Genomic DNA, 20,942 nt, shown 5'->3' with positions numbered 1-20,942 from the left:
CCCCTAAAACTTCCCCCTCTCCCACAACCCCCTCACTCATAGTTTTAGTCCGCAACCTCAAACAACTCCAAACCGCCCTCAATGCTGGTGTTGAGACAATATACTGCGAATTTGAAGACCCCCGTGCATATCGGGAAGCAGTCAGGTTAGTGGATGAACGGAGAGCAGGGGAGCAGGGGAGCAGAGGAGCAGGGGAAAATAACTTTTACCCAATCCCCAGTCCCCAGTCCCCAGTCCCCACAATTTGGGTCGCCCCTCCCCGCATTACCAAACCGGGAGAAAACTGGATTTTGCAGCAAGTCCGCGCTTCCCAAGCCGATGGTTATTTGGTGCGGAATTACGACCAGCTAGAATTTTTTGGCGCAGACCGTTGTATTGGTGATTTTTCCCTCAACGTTGCTAACCCCATCACAGCCAACTATTTTCACCAGCGTTATGGTTTGGAACGGCTGACAGCATCCTATGATTTGAATATTACCCAACTGGAAGATTTACTCACCACTGCACCGCCAGAATGGTTTGAGGTGACAATTCATCAACATATTCCGATGTTCCACATGGAACACTGCGTTTTTTGTGCCTTTCTCTCAGAAGGAACAGACTATACTAACTGTGGTAGACCTTGTGAACAGCATGAAGTGAAACTACGAGACAGGGTAGGTAGTGAACACATTTTGCTAGCTGATACAGGTTGTCGAAACACGGTATTTAATGGCACTGCTCAAACTGGGGCGGAGTACGTACAACGTCTGATAGACTTGGGATTGCGTCACTTTCGCATTGAGTTTGTTAATGAAACACCAGAACAAGTGCGTAAAATTATACATAGATATCAACAATTACTGCAAGGTGAAATTACAGGTTCTCAACTCTGGCGCGAGTTGAAATTGCAAAATCAACTCGGTGTCACTCGTGGCCCCTTGGGTGTGGCTACCGCCGGGATTCATTAACCCAGGAGGCTGCTTGCCCAGATAGAATAGTTAACAAATGTTGCCTACCACCTGACTCATGACACCTTCACAAGAAGTAGATACCGTAAACACTCCTGATATCGACGCTAAGGGATACGGCAACTCGGAAATTAATCCTTTAGATGAGTTGCCTGATGAGGTCGAAATGTCTCTTTTTGACCATCTAGAAGAGTTACGACAAAGAATTTTTTATTCATTAATTGCTGTCGCTGTGGGTGTTGTTGGCTGTTTCTTGGGTGTTAAACCCATCGTCCAGCTACTAGAAGTCCCAGCTAAAGGGGTGAAATTTCTGCAACTAGCCCCCGGCGAATATTTCTTTGTCTCTCTGAAAGTCGCCGCTTATAGTGGTTTGGTACTCTCTAGCCCCTTCATCCTTTACCAAATCATTCAGTTTGTTTTACCTGGACTGACTCGCCGTGAACGTCGGTTACTGGGGCCTGTTGTCTTAGGCTCAAGTGTACTGTTTGTTGCTGGTTTAGTCTTTGCCTATTTACTGTTGATTCCCGCAGCTTTAAACTTCTTTATCAGCTATGGTGCAGATGTAGTAGAACAGCTGTGGTCAATTGATAAGTATTTTGAGTTTGTCTTGCTGTTAATGTTCAGCACTGGGTTAGCCTTTCAAGTGCCTATCATCCAATTGTTACTGGCTAATTTGGGTATTGTTTCTTCTGCAACAATGCTTGCTGGTTGGCGAATTGTGATTATGGGCGGAGTAATTTTAGGTGCTGTTCTCACACCTTCTACAGATCCTCTTACCCAAAGTCTACTAGCGGGTGCGGTGCTGGGTCTTTATTTCGGTGGTATTGGTTTGGTGAAACTCACAGGTAAATGAATGATCATGATTTTTTTGGTCATGAGTGATGAAGATTAGCTAGTACCCATGACCGATTACCAAAAATAATAAAACTTCTAGAAAGTTAATCCATTACGCCACAGCAATAGGGGCGATCGCCTGTTAAACTATCCATTCAGAAGCACGTTCACCCAAGTCTAAGGGAATGCTGACAGCTTTACCCAGACGGGGACGCTCGCGTGTTTCGCTGATGAAGCTTCGCACCTGCGCCGCACCACCCAAAGCGTGAAGATAATTCGCCACACTATCCAAATGCTCTTGATATTCTACCTCAGTCATGGGGAAAGAAGCTTGCTCTAGATATTTCCACATCACCTGTAAAAAGACCTTTCCTTGGGTGCGGCGAAACTGGAGATCATAGGAACGTCCCCATTTATCTAGTAAAAGTTGCCTTAATTCCTGTCCTGTCATAGATTTTCTCAACTAGATTTTACATTTAGTTACGATGTTAAGTTCCGTAACTCAAGTATGATAAGGATATAAAGAAATGTAATGCTAACAAAATGGATGCTAGAAATATCTTGAAACAAAGAAGGACAGCATCGTTACAGCGTTAGCATTTCGACAGAGACAGGAGTTGCACCAGCATTAATACTCTTGTCAGAACGCTTAGACAAAATAACCGAAGAGCGCGGAGATTATGGCTCAATTTTCTGAATCTATGGACGTTCCCGATATGGGGAGACGTCAATTCATGAACTTGCTAACTTTTGGTACTGTCACCGGTGTGGCTCTGGGTGCATTGTATCCTGTTGTTAATTACTTTATTCCACCAGCAGCTGGTGGAGCGGGTGGCGGTACAACAGCGAAAGACGAACTGGGCAACGATGTTAGCGTCAGCAAATTTTTAGATAGCCATAATGTAGGCGATCGCACCCTAGTTCAAGGACTCAAGGGAGACCCAACATACATTGTGGTGGAAAGCAAGGAAGCGATTACCGATTACGGCATCAATGCTGTATGCACCCACCTGGGTTGTGTCGTTCCCTGGAATGCTGCCGAAAACAAGTTTAAATGTCCTTGCCACGGTTCTCAATACGATGCCACCGGTAAGGTAGTCCGTGGCCCTGCACCACGTTCTTTAGCGTTGAGTCACGCCAAAGTGCAAGACGACAAAATCGTTTTAACTCCTTGGACAGAAACCGACTTCCGCACCAACGAAGAACCTTGGTGGGCTTAATTGTTAGTCAATAGTCCAAAGTCCAAAGTCCTTAGTAGAAACTATAGACTATGACTGTTGACTATTGACCGTTGACTATTGACTCTTGACTAAATTAATCGTTGCCCTTATAGAGATGAGAAATGCTTGTTTAACAGCGAGGTTAACTCGCAGTGTGAGAGCGATGACCAAAGCATTGCTCATAGCGATCGCTACCGTAACACTATTCTTTACGAGCGATCTAGTCCTTCCCCAATCTGCGGCTGCTTATCCTTTCTGGGCGCAGCAAACCTACCCAGAAACTCCCCGCGAACCTACAGGTAGAATCGTTTGCGCTAACTGCCACTTAGCAGCCAAACCCACAGAAGTAGAAGTTCCCCAATCTGTACTACCAGATCAGGTATTTAAAGCCGTCGTCAAAATTCCCTACGACACCAGCGTACAACAAGTTGGTGCTGATGGTTCTAAAGTCGGCTTAAACGTTGGTGCTGTATTAATGTTGCCTGATGGCTTCAAAATTGCACCAGCAGACCGCATTCCTGAAGAAATGAAAGAAGAAGTAGGCGATGTTTACTTCCAACCCTACAGCGAAGATCAAGAAAACATCGTCATCGTCGGCCCCTTACCAGGCGAACAATATCAGGAAATCGTCTTCCCAGTTCTCTCTCCCAACCCTGCCAACGACAAAAATATCCACTTCGGTAAATATTCAGTTCACGTAGGTGGAAACAGAGGACGCGGACAAGTTTATCCTACAGGCGAAAAGAGCAACAACAACATTTATAACGCTGCTGCTACAGGCACAATTAGCAAGATTGCTAAAGAAGAAGATGAAAACGGTAGCGTTAAATATCTTGTAGACATCACAACTGAGTCTGGTGAAGTTGTTAGCGATAGCATTCCCGCAGGCCCAGAATTGATCGTTTCTGAAGGACAAGCTGTGACATCTGGTGATGCTTTGACCAATAACCCCAACGTTGGTGGCTTCGGTCAAAAAGATGTAGAAATCGTGTTGCAAGATGCCAACAGAGTTGGCTGGTTGATTGCTTTCATTGCTTTAGTGATGTTAGCTCAAGTAATGCTAGTTCTCAAGAAGAAGCAGGTGGAAAAAGTCCAAGCTGCCGAAATGAATTTCTAAATTCTCTGCTAAATCAATATATCCAAGACAGGCTACAGCCTGTCTTTTTTATTTTTGCAAAAACATAGCAAATTTAGTCAAATCACGGACAGATTTATCTGCGTTTATCTGCGTCAATCTGCGTTCAATTCTGACTTGACCTTACCTCATGTTTACTTTGTTTTCAACCATATTCTACCCAAGTTCTTAACCCGTAGAAATTACCAACTTCTCTTGGGGTAATTTCTGGATATTTACTCATAACTTAGCAAGTTGTGTTTTTCGGAAGCTCTTCTTTATCTGTTGTGATTTACCAATATCTTATCCCGGATTTTTTCTCACATATTATCTCTCTAATCTATCTATTTACTGAGCTTAAATCTGAAAAACACGCTTAAATCTTTGCCAATTTGAGTATTTTACTTTGGAGTCTGTAATTCTCCATGCTCTGTGGTTTGAGAGAATTGCTACAATACAATTAAGATTTAATTTATTGAGTAATTGAATAAAATGTTTACTACTTTCACTATATAAACTATCCGCTACGACAAGATTGAATCTAAACCCCATCGCCCGCAATTTTCTTATCATTACCACAGCGATTTCAGGTTTAGTTAAATATTTATCTCCTGGTTGTAGTCTTTCCCTCGGTTTATATACTTCAAATATTAGAGGAAACGTCATCCCAGATAAGACTGCATATGCTGTGACCGCCACAATACCATTATCTGTTTTACCTCAGTTTCCAATTTACTGTCGTTTCACATAATCAGTCGTATTTCCTTTTTTCTTATCCCCTGCCTCATCAATAATTAGTACGATTGAGCGACCTTGAAGTATATATAATATTAATTCTAACCTTTGCCTCCTTAATTCTTTTACGTCCCAGGGTGATACCGAGCGATCTCTTGCGTCAGCAACGATGGCAACTTTTGTACCCGAAACAGCCAATTGTTCTAAAATTTTAGGTTATCACACATCTTGTACCTGTTTCTTGATGATAATTGTTGTAGGGTGGGCATTGCTTGCAACTTGCTGAAAGCCTTAGTTTTACGTCATTGGATGTGCATCGCCTGACGCTTATTGAGCAAGGTGCAAGATATGACTTATGGTGCGATCGCCGAATGGGTAGAAGCAAATCACTACGATCTAGCTGGTGCAGTCAGGCTGGTATTTTTGGAATTACCCAAACAGCCAGGGTATAATGACTACGTGATGGAAATTCAGTTTCCCGTCCGCAAACGAGAAGTAGAGCTTAATTTACAATCGCTAAATTAAATTTGAAGTCAGTGATACACAGCCATCGCTCTTTATAAATTCGAGAAGAATGAGCTATGAATTATGCTTGCTTCTCTATAGCTTCTAAGATGTTTTCTATATCTAAATAGAAGATGCAGAAAATAAAGTTTACCTCGATTCACAAATTTTTGCTTTCAGCATTACAACAATCTTGGACGGCAATTTATACCAAGCTAATCGCGATCGCTCTATTATACGGAGCGACGGTTCATGTTAGTAATATTCTCGGACTGACGGGAACACCGTGGCTGGCGACACCTCTTTTATGGCGATCGCTCTTTGGCGAGGTTTGTCATGGTCTATTTGGTTGCTGTTTGGCGGTAATTTATTGCTGCAAATTTTACCTTATACCCTGTTGCGTTCGCACTTTATCTTTTAGCCAGAAGATGCTCAGGTGCTTAATGGTTTGTTGGGTACTGAAATTCTACTTTTGAGTGTTTTGATTCTGCTGCTTGTATTTAAAAAATAATTACGCTGCACAGTAAAACCAACTATAACACCTTGGGATCGGAATTTAGGCGTAAATAATGAATCATCTACGAAATGGAGAAAGGTTACATGACTAATTCAACTAAATTTTGGGACAAAATTGCCGATAAATATTCAAAGCAACCCATTGCTGACGAGGCATCGTATCAGAAAAAATTGCAAGTTACTCAAGAATACTTTAAACCAGACTGGTCGGTGTTGGAATTTGGTTGTGGTACGGGAGGAACTGCCATGATTCACGCACCTTTTGTTAAGCATATTCGGGCGATTGATATTTCCTCAGAAATGATTAAAATTGCTAAAGGTAAGGCAGAAGTTAAAGGTATCAATAACGTCACTTTTGAACAATTAACTATCGAAGAATTAGAAGTAGAAGACTGCAGCTATGACGGAGTGTTGGGACTGAGTATTTTGCATTTACTAGAAAATAAGGAACAGGCGATCGCGAAGGTTTATAAAATGCTCAAACCAGGAGGAATTTTCGTTACCAGTACCACCTGTATGGGAGATGCTTATGGTTGGTTTAAATTTATTGCCCCCATTGGCAAAGCTTTGGGCTTCTTTCCTTTGGTCAGGATATTTACCGCACAACATTTAATTGAAAGTCTGACTGATAGGGGTTTTGCGATTGACTATCAATGGCAGCCTAGTAAAGACAAGGCAATATTTATTGTGGCAAAAAAGCCTGGGTAGGAAATATAAAATGAAAAGAGTCGCTGTATTTGGTAATGCTGGTGGTGGTAAATCAACTCTGAGCAAGCGTCTGGCAGAAATAACTGATTTGCCTTTAATTGCACTAGACCAAATCCAATACAAACCAGGAGGGGAAAAAGTTCCTGACCAAGAATATAAAACTGCCCACGCAAAAATCTTACAACAAGAGCGTTGGATTATTGATGAATTTGGTTCGTTAGATACGGTCTGGTCAAGATGAGAAACAGCAGATACTTTAGTCTATATCGATCTGCCAGTTCTCCAGCATTATTTCTGAGTAAAAAAACGATTTATCAAAGGTTTTTGGGTAGCACCAGAAGGCTACCCCGAAAATAGTCCATTAGTAAAAAGTACCTTAAATGCCTATTACATAGTTTGGCTATGTCATCAAAAGCTTACACCTAAATATCGCAAGTATGATAAAATCTGGGAAGAAAACGATAAAACACCTGATTTTGTGCTAGAGATTACCTCAAAAGCCACTCGCAGCCAAGACCAAGGCGCGAACAAAGGAATTTATGCCTTTTTGGGAATGCGCGAGTATTTTCAATATGACCCAACAGGCGATTATCTTCATCCCCAACTTCAAGGTTACAGCTTAGTTGATGGTAATTATTTTCCAGTATCACCTAACGCCCTAGCAGATGGTACATTTTCTCTACACAGTGAAGTATTAGGGTTAGAGTTGCGTTTGGAAGCTGGGAAACTACGCTTTTACAATCCCGTGACCAGTCAAAATCTTCTAAGCCATGAAGAGGAAGCAGCCGCAAGACAAGCAGCCGAGGAAAGAGCGCATAGATTAGCTGCTAAACTCCGAGAGTTAAATATTAATCCAGATAATCTCTGAATTTACCCAAAAAATCAGGGATTTATTGGCAAAGCCAAATTTTGGCGCAATCTGATGGCGGTAGTGGTAAATACCCTACCTGCCTGTTCGGTATGCACACCTGAGAGCGTATTGCAAATTTTGTTGCAATAAAGTTATATTTATTTACATAAAGTTACAAAAATATAAAAAAGAGGTTTGCCATGACTATCTTATTAGCAGTATTGGTTTTAGGTTGGGTTGCTGGTTCAGTTTTAGGTTCTCTAGCTTACTTTTTAGGAGAGCAGAAGAAGCCCATCCATGAACGTAACTGGCGTTCTGAGTCCTTTGAAAAATTGGCTAAGTCGATTACTGGGATGGAAATAGATTACAGCGATCGCACTCCCGCCTATGCTATGGATGTATATGCTAGCCGGACTATGCCCCAATAGCAGTAAAAATGCTGAGAGTCATCAAAAATCAACCCCCAGTCACCGAGACTGGGGGTTTTACTGTTAATCTGTTTTGAAAATGTGCTTTAGCTAAAGCCTAACTGTGGTAAAATCACCTAACCTAGAAGTAGGACTATTGACTGCAAGTCAAACTATCCTAGTAGGGGTGAAACTCCAGCAAAGTCAAGTAATATGCACAGCCAGCTTACTATGCTAATCACACTTTATCTCATGCAAGAATCGTTTAATCTTAAAGAATCGGTTCGTTACAGCATTGGCTTGGTCATAGTTTGTCTATTAGTGTTAATTTTATTGTGGTTGCCAGATACTTTAAAAGAAAGGTAAAAAAAGTGATGGTGAGTTAATCAAGTGACTAATCCAACTGTCGAGCTACCAAGCGAGCGAATAATCCGTCTTGCTTGACTAACTCATCATAAGTTCCTACCTGCACCACACGCCCTGCTTCCACAACATAAATCCGATCAGCATTGCGAATAGTGCTGAGACGGTGGGCGATGACAATACGAGTGGCATTCAGTTTATCTAAACTTTCAGTGACAATGGCTTGGGTTTGATTATCCAAAGCACTGGTTGCTTCATCCATCAGAATAATTTTCGGTTTTAAAACCAAGGCGCGAGCAATTAACAGTCGTTGTCTTTGCCCCCCAGACAGATTAGTGCCACCTTCACTCACGACTGTGTGCATTCCCATTGGCATAGCTTTAATATCTGCGTCAAAACCTGCCATTCGGGCTGCTTCCCAGGCTTCATCTAAGGTGACTAAAGCACCAGCCGAAATGCTGTCAAAAATCGGCGCAGAAGAAATGCGGACATTTTGCAGCACCACGCCCAACTGCCGACGTACCGCTTGAATATCAAGTCCTGCTAAATCTTGTCCATCGTAATATACAGTCCCGCTTAACGGAGTTTCAAAGCCTAACAACAAGCGAAATACTGTTGATTTACCACTGCCACTAGGACCGACTATAGCGACAAATTCCCCAGGATTGGCATAGATGCTGACATCATCAAGGGTGAGTGGCCCATCCTGCCGATAGCGGAAAGTAACGTGTTCTAAGGCAATACGCCCTGTTAATCTGCCTGGATCTGCCTTGGTAGGGTCTGATTCTTGTTGTGATTGTAATATAGGTCTGGCTCGTTCCCAGAGAGGAATAATCTCTAAAATATCACTCAAAGTATTGCTAATCTCGGTCGCGCCGTTCACAAAAACAGCAAAAGCGGCATTGAAAGCCAGAAATGCGCCAGGCGATAGTCCACTAGATGTTCTCTGAGCCACTGCCATCTGCATAAAGAAAATTGCAAACCAAAATGTGAGGATAGAACTGACAACAGGGAGTGCTTCATTAAAAACCGTGAGACTATCATCAATGCGTTTGACACCTGATTGTAACTTGGTGCGTTGACTGTACTGTTTCGCCCAAGCTGCAAATGCCCGTTCCTCAGCCGCCGCAACACGCAACTTGGATACGCCTTGGATGAGTTCTACAGTCAGTCCGTTAATCTCACCATCTAGTGTCTCTTGTTTTCGCTTTTTCTTGACTATCAGCTGGCTGGAAACCAGGGTAATGATGATGACTAAAACACCCATACCAAGACCTACCAAAGCGAGTTTCCAGCTATACACAAACATTAACACCAGGTTCAGGAGAGCGAACAGTCCGGTTAATAGTGTGCGTTGTGTGGAACCACTCAGTTGAGAGCGAATTTGGCTAACTACCAACAGTCGGTTTACCAAATCACCAGAAGCATACTCGCGAAAAAACGCCGGACTTAATTTCAGGATTTTATCCCAAACAGCCGGCTGGAGAGTGGCATCAGCCGCACTTTCCACTCTTAAGGTAATAATCTGTTGTGCTAGTTGAAAAGTAGCTTGGCCAAAAGCAGCAGCAAACAGAGCTAATCCCAGTTGCAATAATAAAGAGCGATCGCTGTCGGGAATCGCATCATTAACTAAGATAGCCGTTGCTTGTGGTGTCACCATACCTAGCAGTGATGCCAAGATACCCAAGACGATAATAGCGACAATGCCTGTTTCATACCCCTTGATGCCAAATTGGAAAATCTCCACGGCATTAGTCACAAACTGAGGTAAGGGTCGATAAAATACATAAGCTTCCGGCTTGAGGTTGGCACTTACCTCGGCATCAACGCTCTTGCGTGTTAAAGTTTCTGGATCAAACAGCACATAACGATTTCCTGCCTCTGGCAATAAAGCTACTGGCTGGTTAGTTTTGGTGTAGCCTAACAAAGCACCATGTTCTTGTTGCCACCAGTCACTAACCAGCAACACCCGGCGAACTCGGCATTGAGAAGCTCGTGCAATCACTTCGATGGGATGTTGGACGCGATCAAAGTCTTCCGATTGGGCTGGGGGGCGAATGTTAATCCCCATTGCTCTACCTACCGCACCTGCCGCCATCAGCAAATGAGTTCCTTCGGGAAAGAATTCATCTGTTTGCGACTGCAATACAGATGTTAATTCTCCCATCGAGCTTTCGATCATCCGACGGTTGAGTTGCTGCCTTTCCTGGAAACGGCGAAATTCCGACTCAATTTGCTGCTGTTCTAAGAGGTGAAAGTAGTGAAAAAAATAAGCGTGTAACTGAGATAAACTGGCGGCTAGTTGTTCAAATGTTTCTAGTTCTGGGGTAGGAGTTGTGTAAACTTCTACGGTATTTTCCGCCTCCAACCACATACCATCAACTAAAGGTATGGGTGGGGAAGTAGTCTCTATTTTTAGGTCTTCCATCCCTAACCAACGAGTGCTGCCTTGGCGGATATGAATCCAGGCGACTGTTTTTCCCACCTGCTCATCTCTGACGGAGGGGCGAGGTGGCACCAAGGTTTGCTCTTTGAGCAATGATATAAAGTGGGTTCCTTCCGCCAAGATACTATTACTTGGCGAGTTAGCTGATGTTAGCTGCTCACTGAGCCATTCTCCCAAGTGACAAAGCCAGCCTTCCAACAAGGCGATCGCTTGCCAGTTCCCTTCTGCAATTTCCGCAATCAAATCCGCCAACGAGCATTCCAACAATTCGGTTTCTTCCAGAGCCACTGCCAAAATGCCTCTGAATTCCTTGCTGCCTGGACTTGCCACTAAATTTACGCCAAACAAGGCTTCGCCGGCACCAATATTAAACAAAAAGCGGCGATTGCCTTTGAGTTCTGTGTTCTCCACCAAGATGCTATGCAACACCAGAGAACCTGATTTCACCACCCAGATCCTCTGGGGATCGTCTAACAGCAACGGTTCGTTACCTTTAACGATGCGTCCTTGTTGAGCAATAGTCATAATTTAATTTATCTTTCTTGAGTGCCAACTAAGCGGGTATAGACTCCTGGGCTGCGGCGTAACTCTTCGTGGGTGCCTCGTTGTACCACTTTCCCCCGCGCCAAGACAATAATTTCATCACAATCGCGAATCGTACTCAGTCGGTGGGCAACGACGATGCAGGAACAACCACGCCGACGCAGGTTTCTGTCAATCATCAGCTCTGTTTCCGCATCCAGCGCGCTAGTTGCCTCATCGAGAACCAATACAGATGGATTCCTCACCAAAGCCCGTGCAATTTCCAAGCGTTGACGTTGTCCGCCACTGAGATTCATACCGCCTTCAGTTAGCTGGCAATTATAGCCCCCTGGCATATTCAAGATCAGGTCGTGGATAGCTGCGTCTTGACAAGCTCTGATGATGTCTGCTTCCGGTACAGTTGGATCCCAGAGGGTGAGATTTTCGCGCACCGTGCCAGCAAACAGAAAGATTTCCTGCTCTACCATCGCCAGAGAATTGGCAAGGATGGGACGAGGAATCTGAGCGCGGGGAATGTCGTCTAAGAGGATGTCGCCAGACCAAGGTTGATAGAGTCCGGTGAGCAACTTAGCGACGGTGGACTTGCCGGAACCGCTACCGCCGACTAAAGCGACTCTCTGACCAGGTTTCAAGTTAAAGCTCAAATCTTTAATTAGGGGGTCATCTAGGCGGTTGTAGCCAAAGGTGAGATTGTCTATCTTGACGTATCCTTGCAATTTAAAGGAATCTTGGCGATAGAATTCCCAGCGATCGCTCACTGGCTCCACTTGTCTTTCTGCTTCTGGATCAACGGGGTTTGCTAAAACATCATCTAGCCGATTTAAGTCTGCTTCCAATTCTTGCAGCGTACTGCCAAAATTGACCAAATCGTTAACAGGCTTGAGAAATTCCTGCGTCAGTGCTTGGTAAGCAATCAGTGCGCCAATACTCAGGGTGCCTTGCATGACTCGGAACCCGCCAACTACTAAAATCGAGGTCACAGCAAGGGAAGTCAACGCCGTTGGCAATGTTCCCAGTAATCGAGAAGGCAGTCCTAATTCCTGTTGGGCGTTGATAGTTTTGGCATAGTATCCCGCGAACTTAGCAAATAAGTCTGACTCTAGCCCGCTTGCCTTGACAGTTTCAATGGTTTGAATCCCACTAATGGCAACACCTGCTACCTTCCCAGTTTCTTGAGACAGCCTGATATTTGCATCGACTCGGTTGCGGGACAGAGATTGCAAGGCCACGAAATTGGCAGCCGCAAACAGAATAGCAATCAAGGTCAACAATGGGTCATAAAACAACATGATCAAGGCATAAAAAACCATCATGATCGAGTCGATCACGGTGGTTGCCAAACGCCCTGAGAGTACCTCAGCTACTTTATTGTTGAGTTGCGCGCGACTGCTAATTTCCCCCGCGAACCGTTGGGCATAAAACCCTACTGGTAACCGGATGGTGTGCCACAGAAACTGACCCGACATCGCCACTGATAGCTTCAGCAATAACCGTCGCAGATAAGTCAGTCGCAGTCGAGCTAGCAAGCCTCTGAGTAATGCCACCAACACCATGCCCAACAGCAGGGGACGCAACCAGTCTGTGCGATTTTCTACCAAAATCTCATCAACGAACACTTGTGTAAAAGCTGGCACTGCTAAACGGGGAATCGTTAGCAATAATCCGGCAATCAAACAAAAAATCAAGGCTTGACGCGAGGTTTGCAAGCGTGTGGCCATTGCGGTGAGAATTCCCTGTTTTTTCCCCCCTTTTTTAAAATCTGGCCCCGGTTCCATCAATAGAACCACGCCGGTGAACGCTTGGTCAAATTCATCAAAAGAAACCTTTCTTGGCCCTGTTCCTGGGTCATTGAGATAAACGGTTTTCCCCGCAAACCCTTCTACGACCAAAAAATGATTGAAGTTCCAGAAAGCAATGAAAGGAGGTTTAATTTGTTGCACGTCTTCCAAGGATTTTTTAAATCCTTTGGCGTTTAAACCGTACAACCGAGCTGCTTTGAGAACGTTAGAAGCTTTGCTCCCATCCCGTGACACGCCACACTCACGCCGCAATTCTGTCAGGGGAACTATCCGACCGTAGTAACCCAAGATAATACCGAGTGCGGCCGCTCCACATTCTACAGCTTCCATTTGCAGCACAGTAGGAGTTCGCACTCGACCACCTTGGTGGGGTGTGAATAAGTTGGAAATCAGTGCTATTGGCATAATCTCCTAATAAATACCCGTAACCGACTTCAAGATAGGAATAACATAGGCTATTGGTGCAATTTCTCCGACTTTCACACGCACCTGTACGGTAGTTCCTGGAGAAAGTTTGATGTCCGGTCCGTTGGAAGAAGACCATTGATAGCCACTGTTCGTATTGGCTGTTTCCAGCTGTGCAAACACTTGTACGGGAGCTTTACCCCCTGCTTGTCCGAGACTTTCGGCGAGACTTTCCGCCAGATTTTGGTTGCCGATGATGCTGGACATATCTTGTACTGTCACCGGGAATGGTGTCACCGTTTGCACCTTGCCGAGAATACCACCAAATCGTTCTCGCTTGACTAGACTGGGGGTGACTTGGACTTCCATTCCCGATTTGATTTGTTTGCCATCTTTATCGGCAAAGTAAATGACGCTCATCAGTTGGGCATCGGTGCCTTGAGCATTCACTGCTCCTAGACGAGTTCCGCTACCCACTATCTGTCCTGGCACAACTGATAATTCAATAACTTTTCCGTCATAATCACTGACAATTTGGCTTTTTAATTCAATTTCTTTCTCTAATTGAGCTATTCTTCTTCTTACGTCTGCAATATTATTCTGTTGATTAATCTTTGCCTGTAGTTCTTCTTGAGCTAACTTAGCAAGTTGACTGTCAACGTCTCGCAGTTTGGTATTGATTTCGTCCAGTGTATTCAAACTTTGTTGGTATTGCCTTTCGATATCAACTTGTTGAACTTGGATTTCTTGTAGTTTGACGTTGAGTTCATTAGTTTGGTTTTGACTATCTAAATACTGCCGTTCTATATTGGACTGCTCCACTTCTAGCTGTTTCTGTTGGGCTTCCAGGTCAGAGAGTTGAGCTAAACTGTCAAAGTATTCTCTTTGAGCACTTAACATCACATCAGCACTGACTATTTTCTGCTCGTACAATTGACGGCGAGCTTCTAACTGTCTTTCTAGTTGTGGCAGCAATTTATTAATTTGTTCTATGCGCTTGTTAAAACCTTCTCTTTTTTGTTGCAAACTATCCAGACTTCTTTGACGCAGACTCGGTAAAATTTGCTGGTCTGTACTCAGTTTTTTTTCAATAGCGGCGCGGTTTTGCGCGAGTAATGTGAGATTTTTTTGGCGCAAAGCTGGTAAGATAGACTCTCTTTCTAAGCTGGCGTTCAGGTAGACTCTTTGTTTGATCAGATTTGCTCTTTCTGAACTGAGTCGTTTGTTAAGCACGGAATTGCTGTCTTGTGCTTGAGTCAATAGTTCTCTGAGCTTTTTCTGTTCTTGTTGGAGTTGCTGTTGCAAGGAGGGTTGGCTGATGATGCCGATGACATCGCCTTTTTTGACGTTATCTCCAGATTTAATGTTCAGTTTTACTACTGTCCCATCACTAGGTGCTTGAAATTGAACGACGCTGCGAGGATAGAGCAACACACCTTGTCCTGAAACTGTCAGGGGTAGGCGACCAACTACGCTCCAAATGGCGGCGATCGCCACTAAAGATCCTAATCCAGCTAATGGCAACCAAGCTTGAGGATTGACAACATTCATCAGCTGGTCAAGCCGTTCTGGTGAGGATAAGCGTTCTAAGGCTTCTTCACGAAATAGTTTTTTGGCTGAATCTGACATAAAAACTAATCCTCTTCTCGTTGATCAAGGTCTAACTGACTTTTAGTCGTTTGAGCATCCATTCAAATCTGGCTCCACCGAGGGTGAGGTTATCCATGAGATCAAGATCAATTTCATCTTCGTATTCTGCGTCTAGTTCTAAGCTTTGACCAATTTGGTAGGAACTTCGCCCGTATCCCAAACGGCTAATCAGTCCTTGCCATCTCCCTGAGAGCAGCATGGCCAGGACACGGTAAAATCGAGCCGCAGTTGCGACATCTTGCTGTAATTTCACTAGCAATTGGCGGTCTGGAATTTTCAGCAAAATAGAATCTTCTAATGCTCTCAAGGTATAGGTTGACATGGGATTATCTAAGGTAAAGGCTTCTCCGAGAATTTCTCCCCGGTAAAGGCGCATAATTTCTCTTTCTAAGGAATCATCTGTTTCTTCGTTGCTTTCTAAGGCGGCGAAAAGATTGACGAGCCGATTGGATTGTTCTTCTTTCATAAACACAGCAATTCCGCCTTGCAGAATGATATAGAGATTTTCAATCTGCTCGCCAGTTCGGATGAGAACTTTGTCAGATGATATTGCTTCCAATTTGCCAACGCCCAGCATCCAGTCAACGTCACTGTCACTGAGTTCGCCAAAAATTAGCGGTACATCCTGTAACGGCGGAATTTGTCCTTTTTGCTGACGCAAAAATTGTTGAATAAGTCGCCCAAAACGCTCTGAGAGTAAAATCGCAATGCCTCGATAAAATCTGGCTGCAAACCCAAAATCCGCTTCTATTTGCTCTTGTAGTGCCTCATAGGGAATGGCAAGCACAGTTGAATTTTCTGCGGCTCTCACAGTCATAGTTGCTGGTGTGAGTTCTACAACAGGCATCTTGCCTATGACTTCTCCAGGGGAAAAGCTGGCAATTTCTTGTTCCAAATTTTGGTCGTCTTCCAGGGCAGCAAAAATACTACCTAATCTGCCGCCTTGGTTTTGACTAATGCTTGCTGTGAGTTCGCCGCTAATTAGCAGGTAGAAACAATCAGGCGATGGGCTACGCCCCACCGCAGGCGATCGCGCCTGTTCAATTAAGACGCTTCCTGCGGGAATGTTTTGTTGATGTCCGTTTTGCTTGAGCCATTGAATATCACTATTACTTAACTGTTTGAGAAAAATATCTATCATATATTTCACCTATTTAATTGGCAATTTTTCCCCGTTATTCTCTCACTGAATATTGAGTGCATCAGAGTTGAAAATCATCTGTTTTTGGGAATTAAAGGCTGTTTCTAACAAAGACACTCCTTGCTTAGAAGCTAATTCTTCCAGTCTTAGCGTTGACAAAGCTATTAACATTGCCATTTCTTCTTGGCTGGTTCGTACTGAATGACAATATCTTTGCTCAAACTCTTCTAAATTTTCGGCAGCGTTTTTCACTAATATTTGTAAAACTTGAAACGCCCCGTCTGAGAGTGGTGGCTCGCCTCGATAATTTTCCAATCTGCCCCCTTGACGATAGGTGGGAAAGGCTTCTAAACCCACAAAATGTAAAAACCAGTCAGCCCGATAATTGCCGTTCGCACTCACAATACCTCGATAATCTGCAATTAATTCGTCGAGGATGTTGTTTCGCATCGAGCCGAACCAACGGCGTGTTACATAATGGGTGGATTCGTGTTCTAAGCGAATTTTGAGCGAGAGTTCTCGCCATCGTTGTTCATCGAGTCCTAATTCAATAGCGTTAACGTTGCTATACGCCCCCCGACTGAGCAATATAAACCGATCTCGATACAGTTCTGGACGCTGAATTAACCGTTGAAACTCGTCTGCCCAATTGCCTGGATGCTCCTGATTTTGATTGTTCTCCAGCCATCTTTGTTGGTATTGGCGCACCCGATGCCAGTTGTTATATCCTTCTACAATGCAGGCTCCCATTGAGTCTGGGATGGACTTGGGTTCGTTACGTTTAGTCAATGCTTGGACTAAGCTGATAAAATCTTGTCGGTTCCCTGCAACTAAGACAGGAATCGCACCTGCTAAGGTTGGATAAACATATAGTTGGAGTTGTTCCGGTTGGAGCAAAACCAACCCACTAGCAGTCTTCATCTGTTTGGTTGATTTCCCTTTGCGAGTTGCTGCTCGATATTCTTCCGTCTCGCTGATACCAGCCAGTATCGGAAACTGAAATTGAACCAAATGCGTTTTCAAAGTTGCATAAACCCCAACGCTAGCCGACTCTTGGGCATATTGCTCCCAGGTAGCAAGATAAGGTTCTGATTGCGGTTGGTGCAGGTACTCTGGCAGAGGGCGAGCGAAGACATTTTGATTGTATGTCAGCAATTCCACGATTTCTGACTCGCTAGCTCCATAACCTGCCAAAATATCAGCAAAAAACTGTGAAGAATTCATTGCTACCGCAAAAGTCAAAAAAGTATATTAGGAATAATAATAAATGAAAAAGATGTTTTAAAATATACTCTATGTTTTATTTTTGTTACTTTTAACTTAATAACAAAATGTCAAGAATTATTTCGATTCATTCTTATCGGGGCGGCACTGGCAAATCTAATACTACCGCTAATCTGGCAACACTGGTTGCCCGTGAGGGAAATCGCGTTGGAATTATTGATACTGATCTTCCTTCCCCTGGCATTCATATTCTGTTTGGTTTGGGGGAGCAGCAGGGCGATCGCACGCTCAATGATTTTCTCTGGGGAAAGGGTAAAATTACCGATGCAGCCTATGATGTCAGTCATGTGCTGGAAGGACAGGGAACTCCCAATAGCAAGATTTATTTAGTGCCTGCTAGTGTCAAAATCAATGATATTTCTCGGATATTAAGAGAAGGTTTCGACGCGGAATTATTATTTGCAGGATATCAGCAGCTGATTAAGGATTTAAAACTAGATTATTTATTTATCGACACTCATCCTGGCCTGAGTGAAGAAACGTTACTTTCGTTAACAGTGTCCCAGATTGTGCTGTTAATTTTAAGACCAGATCGACAAGATTTCCAGGGGACAGCCGTTACAGTAGATGTGGCTCGGCGACTCAAAGTCCCTAATCTGTTTCTGATAGTCAACAAAGCCTTACCTGAATACAACTTCGAGCAAATGTGTCAACAAGTCCGATCTACTTACAATGTGCCTGTGTTGGGCATTCTGCCTGACTCTCCCGATATGCTGCGTTTAGCTAGTCAAGGCATCTTTACAATTAAATACAGTAACCATCCCATCAGTACAGTTTTGCAAAACATGGCTAAACAAATTACTAGCAACGCAGTTACAATTTAACTGTTCATATTTACCAGGTAAGTGTCTATTTTTTGGCACTAAATTTCTAGTAAAGGTTAGATAATATCTGAGGAGCAACCGTGTCCTATTTAATCTACGCTCCTGAAACTTCAAATGAGAGAGTCTATGAATTGAAACCAGGAGTTAACACCATTGGTCGCCAAATCGATAACACTATTGTTTTATTAGAAGAAACTGTATCACGTTACCACGCGCAGATTCACGTCACCCTCAATGGGGTGACAATTCAAGATTGTCAGAGTCGCAATCATACTTTTGTGAATCAAGTGCAAATTGATTCTTATCAACTGGCTGATGGTGATGTCATTGCTTGCGGTACTGCGCCGTTTAAATTTGTTCATGATCTGACGACATCACAGTTACAGAATATCGATGCTAAAGAATTATTAAGTGATAATTTAAAACAAATTGCTTTACCCCAAATACCAGTTCAACTGGACAGTTTGGTGAACCAGCAGTTTAATGAAGATTCAGTTATCAAATTTAATACTCACAATAGTGGACAAAAATCAGTCAACAAACTCAAAATTCTCTTAGAAGTCAGCAAACAACTCTGTTCTCCTGATGAACCAGAACAAATTCTCCAAAAAATTCTGGATTTGCTGTTTCAAATTATGGGAATTGATCGGGCTGTCATTCTTTTAGTTGATGACGAGTCTCAACAACTCGAACCAAAAGCTGTGAAGTTACGAGAGTATCTTCATGATGATCAACCATTTTACAGTCGGCGGATTGTCAATCTCGCTTATAAAAGCGGGGATGCAATTATCACTCAAGATCCTCAGCGCGATCAGCGATTTTCTGATTCTATCTCAGTAGTTCTAGATGGAATTCAGAATTGTATGTGTGTGCCTTTGAAAAACTACAAGGAAACCATCGGGGTTTTATACGTTGATAATTTATCTCCGCTTGTCCGCTATACAGAAGAAGATTTAGAGTTTTTAGGTGCTTTGGCTAACCAAGCCGCAGCAGCTATTCACATGTCTCATGAATTCCACAAACGAGAACAGAAACTAAAACAACAAGTATTGGAATTGCAAATTCAAATCGATCAATCGAAAAAAGACAGCGAAATTGCCGAAATTATCAACCAGGATTTTTTCCAAAATTTACAGCAACGTGCCGAGCAATTGAGAAACAACAATAATCAAATTTGAAAAACCGAACTAAGTTAGGACTAAAACTGCTTGTCATAGTTAAAAGTCATCAGGCGTAAATCCCCCGCATTCACGCGGGGGTTATAACGAGGTTATGTAGACTCCTTAGGAAAAATATCCGATGCCATATCCGACTTCGGTAAAACTTGGCTGAGTCCACTGACCGTATAATTTGGCAACTCCTTTGATGAGAGCGGTGACAATGTTGGTTTCTGTCTCTGCTACTGTTGATGAGAATTCTAGAAAATTGTCAATTGGATGAGGCGATCGCTGTGCTAATTCTAAAACACTATAAAATTTTTCTAATAGTGTTTTATTCTCCAAATTTTCTATTTCTTGATAAAAATTAGCTTCGGCAAATTCCCAAAATTTTGTATTGAAGCGAGACCCCATTGCATAATGCCAGCCAACAAACAGAGACATCTTATAAACATAATTCAGAAAGTATTGATTGAAAATTATCAGTTGGCTTTCATCTAATCTTTCTCTTTTTTCGAGTTTAGCAAAAGACCGAAGCACCCAATGAGATATGGCTTCAACCTGTTTGAGAATACAGCCAATAGCTGTTGCTTCTAAAGGTTCGAGAAACGAAGCACTATTACCAATCTTAAAAAGTGCGCCGTCAAAACAATTACGTACAGTAAAATTCGGGAAATTTACCTGTTTAGCTTGACCATTATAGGTAATTCCTTCTGCCTGAAAGAATTTATCAAAATCTGTTTCTATTTCACTGACTGAACTAATATCACGATTGTAAATGTAACCATAAGATGTGCGATTGGTTAGGGGAATGGTAAAAATCCAACCATGAGGTCGAGCTATACTTCTAGTAGCTGTTTGATACTTGACCGCATGGCTGCCAATTTTTAGATCAATAGTATGATCATCAATTCCCGGAACTTGACGAATTAAAGCTCTATTAGTAGGTATCCAAGACAGTTTAATGTAATTTTCATCAAAAGATTGAGGAAATCCTCGCGCGTCAATTGCTAGGTCAACTTCTAGATTAGTATTATTTGCTAATATAATCTTGACTGATATTCCGTTGCTTTGTAAATCTATTACATTGGAATCAATTTCTGTCGCACAAACATGTTCTTTAAGAAGATTAACGATTTCCACGGCAGAAATATGATAGGCATATCCTTGTCCGACGGGATAAAAGTGATGGAAAAATTTTTCGTGTTCAACTCCCCAATTCTCAAAGCTAATGCCAAATTTTCGAGTAATATGACATCTTTTTTCTAGTTGTTCATAGCTCAAATTAGTAATTTTATCTAACCAAGTTAAAAAGTAAGGTGTTGTGCCTTCACCTACCCCAATGCTAGGGATAGTCGAGTCATAAATATGATATAAGTCAAACTGAGGAAAATGTTTGCTGATGTGTGATGCAGCGATATATCCTGCTGTACCACCACCAATAACGGCTATTTTCATGGTATTTTATCATCCAAAAATGAAAAGTTTGGCA

At 42.9% G+C, this 20,942-nt stretch carries 20 protein-coding genes and 1 pseudogene; 13 read left to right on the top strand and 8 right to left on the bottom strand.

What is annotated here, in order from left to right; genetic code table 11:
* Positions 1-950 (top strand): U32 family peptidase (locus AACS98_RS23170; protein WP_232317224.1); only part of this gene is annotated, 950 nt, incomplete at its 5' end.
* A gap of 58 nt (positions 951-1,008) precedes the next feature.
* Positions 1,009-1,803 carry a twin-arginine translocase subunit TatC gene (gene tatC / locus AACS98_RS23165; protein WP_066384651.1) on the top strand — a complete coding sequence of 265 codons (795 nt, stop codon included), beginning with the start codon at positions 1,009-1,011 and terminating at the stop codon, positions 1,801-1,803.
* 123 nt (positions 1,804-1,926) lie between these two features.
* Here the strand turns inward: tatC and AACS98_RS23160 are convergent, their stop codons facing one another.
* The gene (locus AACS98_RS23160) at positions 1,927-2,235 is read right to left on the bottom strand and encodes a DUF3067 family protein (protein ID WP_066384649.1); all 309 of its coding nucleotides are present in this window, start codon (positions 2,233-2,235) and stop codon (positions 1,927-1,929) included.
* Positions 2,236-2,464: 229 nt separating this feature from the next.
* On the opposite strand from AACS98_RS23160, the gene petC reads away from it, so the two are divergent.
* Together petC and petA are read left to right on the top strand one after the other, a co-directional pair.
* Positions 2,465-3,004: a cytochrome b6-f complex iron-sulfur subunit gene (petC, locus tag AACS98_RS23155; protein ID WP_066384646.1), complete on the top strand. Its 540-nt coding sequence runs from the start codon at positions 2,465-2,467 to the stop codon at positions 3,002-3,004.
* 115 nt (positions 3,005-3,119) lie between these two features.
* Entirely contained in the window at positions 3,120-4,121 is a 1,002-nt protein-coding gene (gene petA / locus AACS98_RS23150; RefSeq protein WP_066384644.1) for a cytochrome f, read from the top strand.
* Positions 4,122-4,287: 166 nt separating this feature from the next.
* Here petA and AACS98_RS23145 read toward each other — a convergent pair.
* Positions 4,288-4,988, bottom strand: a pseudogene (locus AACS98_RS23145) (transposase); the annotation flags it as partial.
* Positions 4,989-5,192: 204 nt separating this feature from the next.
* Between AACS98_RS23145 and AACS98_RS23140 the strand changes: the two are divergent.
* The 7 genes from AACS98_RS23140 (at position 5,193) to AACS98_RS23675 (ending at position 8,204) form a co-directional block, all read left to right on the top strand.
* The gene (locus AACS98_RS23140) at positions 5,193-5,378 is read left to right on the top strand and encodes a hypothetical protein (RefSeq protein ID WP_198161182.1); all 186 of its coding nucleotides are present in this window, start codon (positions 5,193-5,195) and stop codon (positions 5,376-5,378) included.
* A gap of 265 nt (positions 5,379-5,643) precedes the next feature.
* On the top strand, positions 5,644-5,778 hold the full coding sequence (locus AACS98_RS23135; RefSeq protein ID WP_255362927.1) for a hypothetical protein: 135 nt from the start codon (positions 5,644-5,646) through the stop codon (positions 5,776-5,778).
* A 179-nt stretch (positions 5,779-5,957) separates the two neighbouring features.
* Positions 5,958-6,581 (top strand): class I SAM-dependent methyltransferase, encoded by a 624-nt coding sequence (locus tag AACS98_RS23130; protein ID WP_066384639.1) that lies wholly within the window; start codon positions 5,958-5,960, stop codon positions 6,579-6,581.
* A 10-nt stretch (positions 6,582-6,591) separates the two neighbouring features.
* Positions 6,592-6,822, top strand: coding sequence for a hypothetical protein (locus AACS98_RS23125; protein ID WP_198161181.1), 231 nt, complete (start codon positions 6,592-6,594; stop codon positions 6,820-6,822).
* 72 nt (positions 6,823-6,894) lie between these two features.
* On the top strand, positions 6,895-7,449 hold the full coding sequence (locus AACS98_RS23120) for a Uma2 family endonuclease (protein ID WP_339373734.1): 555 nt from the start codon (positions 6,895-6,897) through the stop codon (positions 7,447-7,449).
* 182 nt (positions 7,450-7,631) lie between these two features.
* Positions 7,632-7,859 (top strand): photosystem II protein, Psb35-related, encoded by a 228-nt coding sequence (locus AACS98_RS23115; RefSeq protein ID WP_066384636.1) that lies wholly within the window; start codon positions 7,632-7,634, stop codon positions 7,857-7,859.
* Between the two features lie 210 nt (positions 7,860-8,069).
* Positions 8,070-8,204: a hypothetical protein gene (locus AACS98_RS23675; RefSeq protein WP_255362926.1), complete on the top strand. Its 135-nt coding sequence runs from the start codon at positions 8,070-8,072 to the stop codon at positions 8,202-8,204.
* Between the two features lie 28 nt (positions 8,205-8,232).
* Here AACS98_RS23675 and AACS98_RS23110 read toward each other — a convergent pair whose 3' ends face one another.
* The 5 genes from AACS98_RS23110 to AACS98_RS23090 are packed head-to-tail and all read right to left on the bottom strand — an operon-like array spanning position 8,233 to position 17,409.
* Complete coding sequence (locus AACS98_RS23110; RefSeq protein WP_066384633.1) at positions 8,233-11,172, bottom strand: NHLP bacteriocin export ABC transporter permease/ATPase subunit; 2,940 nt, start codon at positions 11,170-11,172, stop codon at positions 8,233-8,235.
* An 8-nt stretch (positions 11,173-11,180) separates the two neighbouring features.
* Positions 11,181-13,394, bottom strand: a complete 2,214-nt coding sequence (locus tag AACS98_RS23105) for an NHLP family bacteriocin export ABC transporter peptidase/permease/ATPase subunit (RefSeq protein ID WP_066384630.1) — start codon at positions 13,392-13,394, stop codon at positions 11,181-11,183.
* A gap of 6 nt (positions 13,395-13,400) precedes the next feature.
* Positions 13,401-15,023, bottom strand: coding sequence for an NHLP bacteriocin system secretion protein (locus AACS98_RS23100; RefSeq protein ID WP_066384628.1), 1,623 nt, complete (start codon positions 15,021-15,023; stop codon positions 13,401-13,403).
* A gap of 31 nt (positions 15,024-15,054) precedes the next feature.
* Positions 15,055-16,185: a cyclic nucleotide-binding domain-containing protein gene (locus AACS98_RS23095; protein ID WP_066384626.1), complete on the bottom strand. Its 1,131-nt coding sequence runs from the start codon at positions 16,183-16,185 to the stop codon at positions 15,055-15,057.
* A 42-nt stretch (positions 16,186-16,227) separates the two neighbouring features.
* A complete protein-coding gene (locus AACS98_RS23090; RefSeq protein WP_066384624.1) occupies positions 16,228-17,409 on the bottom strand; it encodes a DUF7005 family protein in 1,182 nt (393 codons plus the stop codon).
* Positions 17,410-17,516: 107 nt separating this feature from the next.
* On the opposite strand from AACS98_RS23090, the gene AACS98_RS23085 reads away from it, so the two are divergent.
* On the top strand, positions 17,517-18,293 hold the full coding sequence (locus AACS98_RS23085; RefSeq protein ID WP_066384621.1) for a MinD/ParA family ATP-binding protein: 777 nt from the start codon (positions 17,517-17,519) through the stop codon (positions 18,291-18,293).
* Between the two features lie 80 nt (positions 18,294-18,373).
* Positions 18,374-19,471: a GAF domain-containing protein gene (locus AACS98_RS23080; protein ID WP_066384618.1), complete on the top strand. Its 1,098-nt coding sequence runs from the start codon at positions 18,374-18,376 to the stop codon at positions 19,469-19,471.
* Between the two features lie 105 nt (positions 19,472-19,576).
* On the opposite strand, the gene AACS98_RS23075 is transcribed toward AACS98_RS23080, so the two are convergent.
* Complete coding sequence (locus AACS98_RS23075) at positions 19,577-20,908, bottom strand: tryptophan 7-halogenase (protein ID WP_066384615.1); 1,332 nt, start codon at positions 20,906-20,908, stop codon at positions 19,577-19,579.
* Positions 20,909-20,942: the final 34 nt, after the last annotated feature.

It is taken from the genome of Anabaena sp. CA = ATCC 33047 (genome assembly GCF_963870205.1).
Taxonomy (GTDB): domain Bacteria; phylum Cyanobacteriota; class Cyanobacteriia; order Cyanobacteriales; family Nostocaceae; genus Trichormus.
This window is presented reverse-complemented; position numbering and strand designations above follow the sequence as displayed.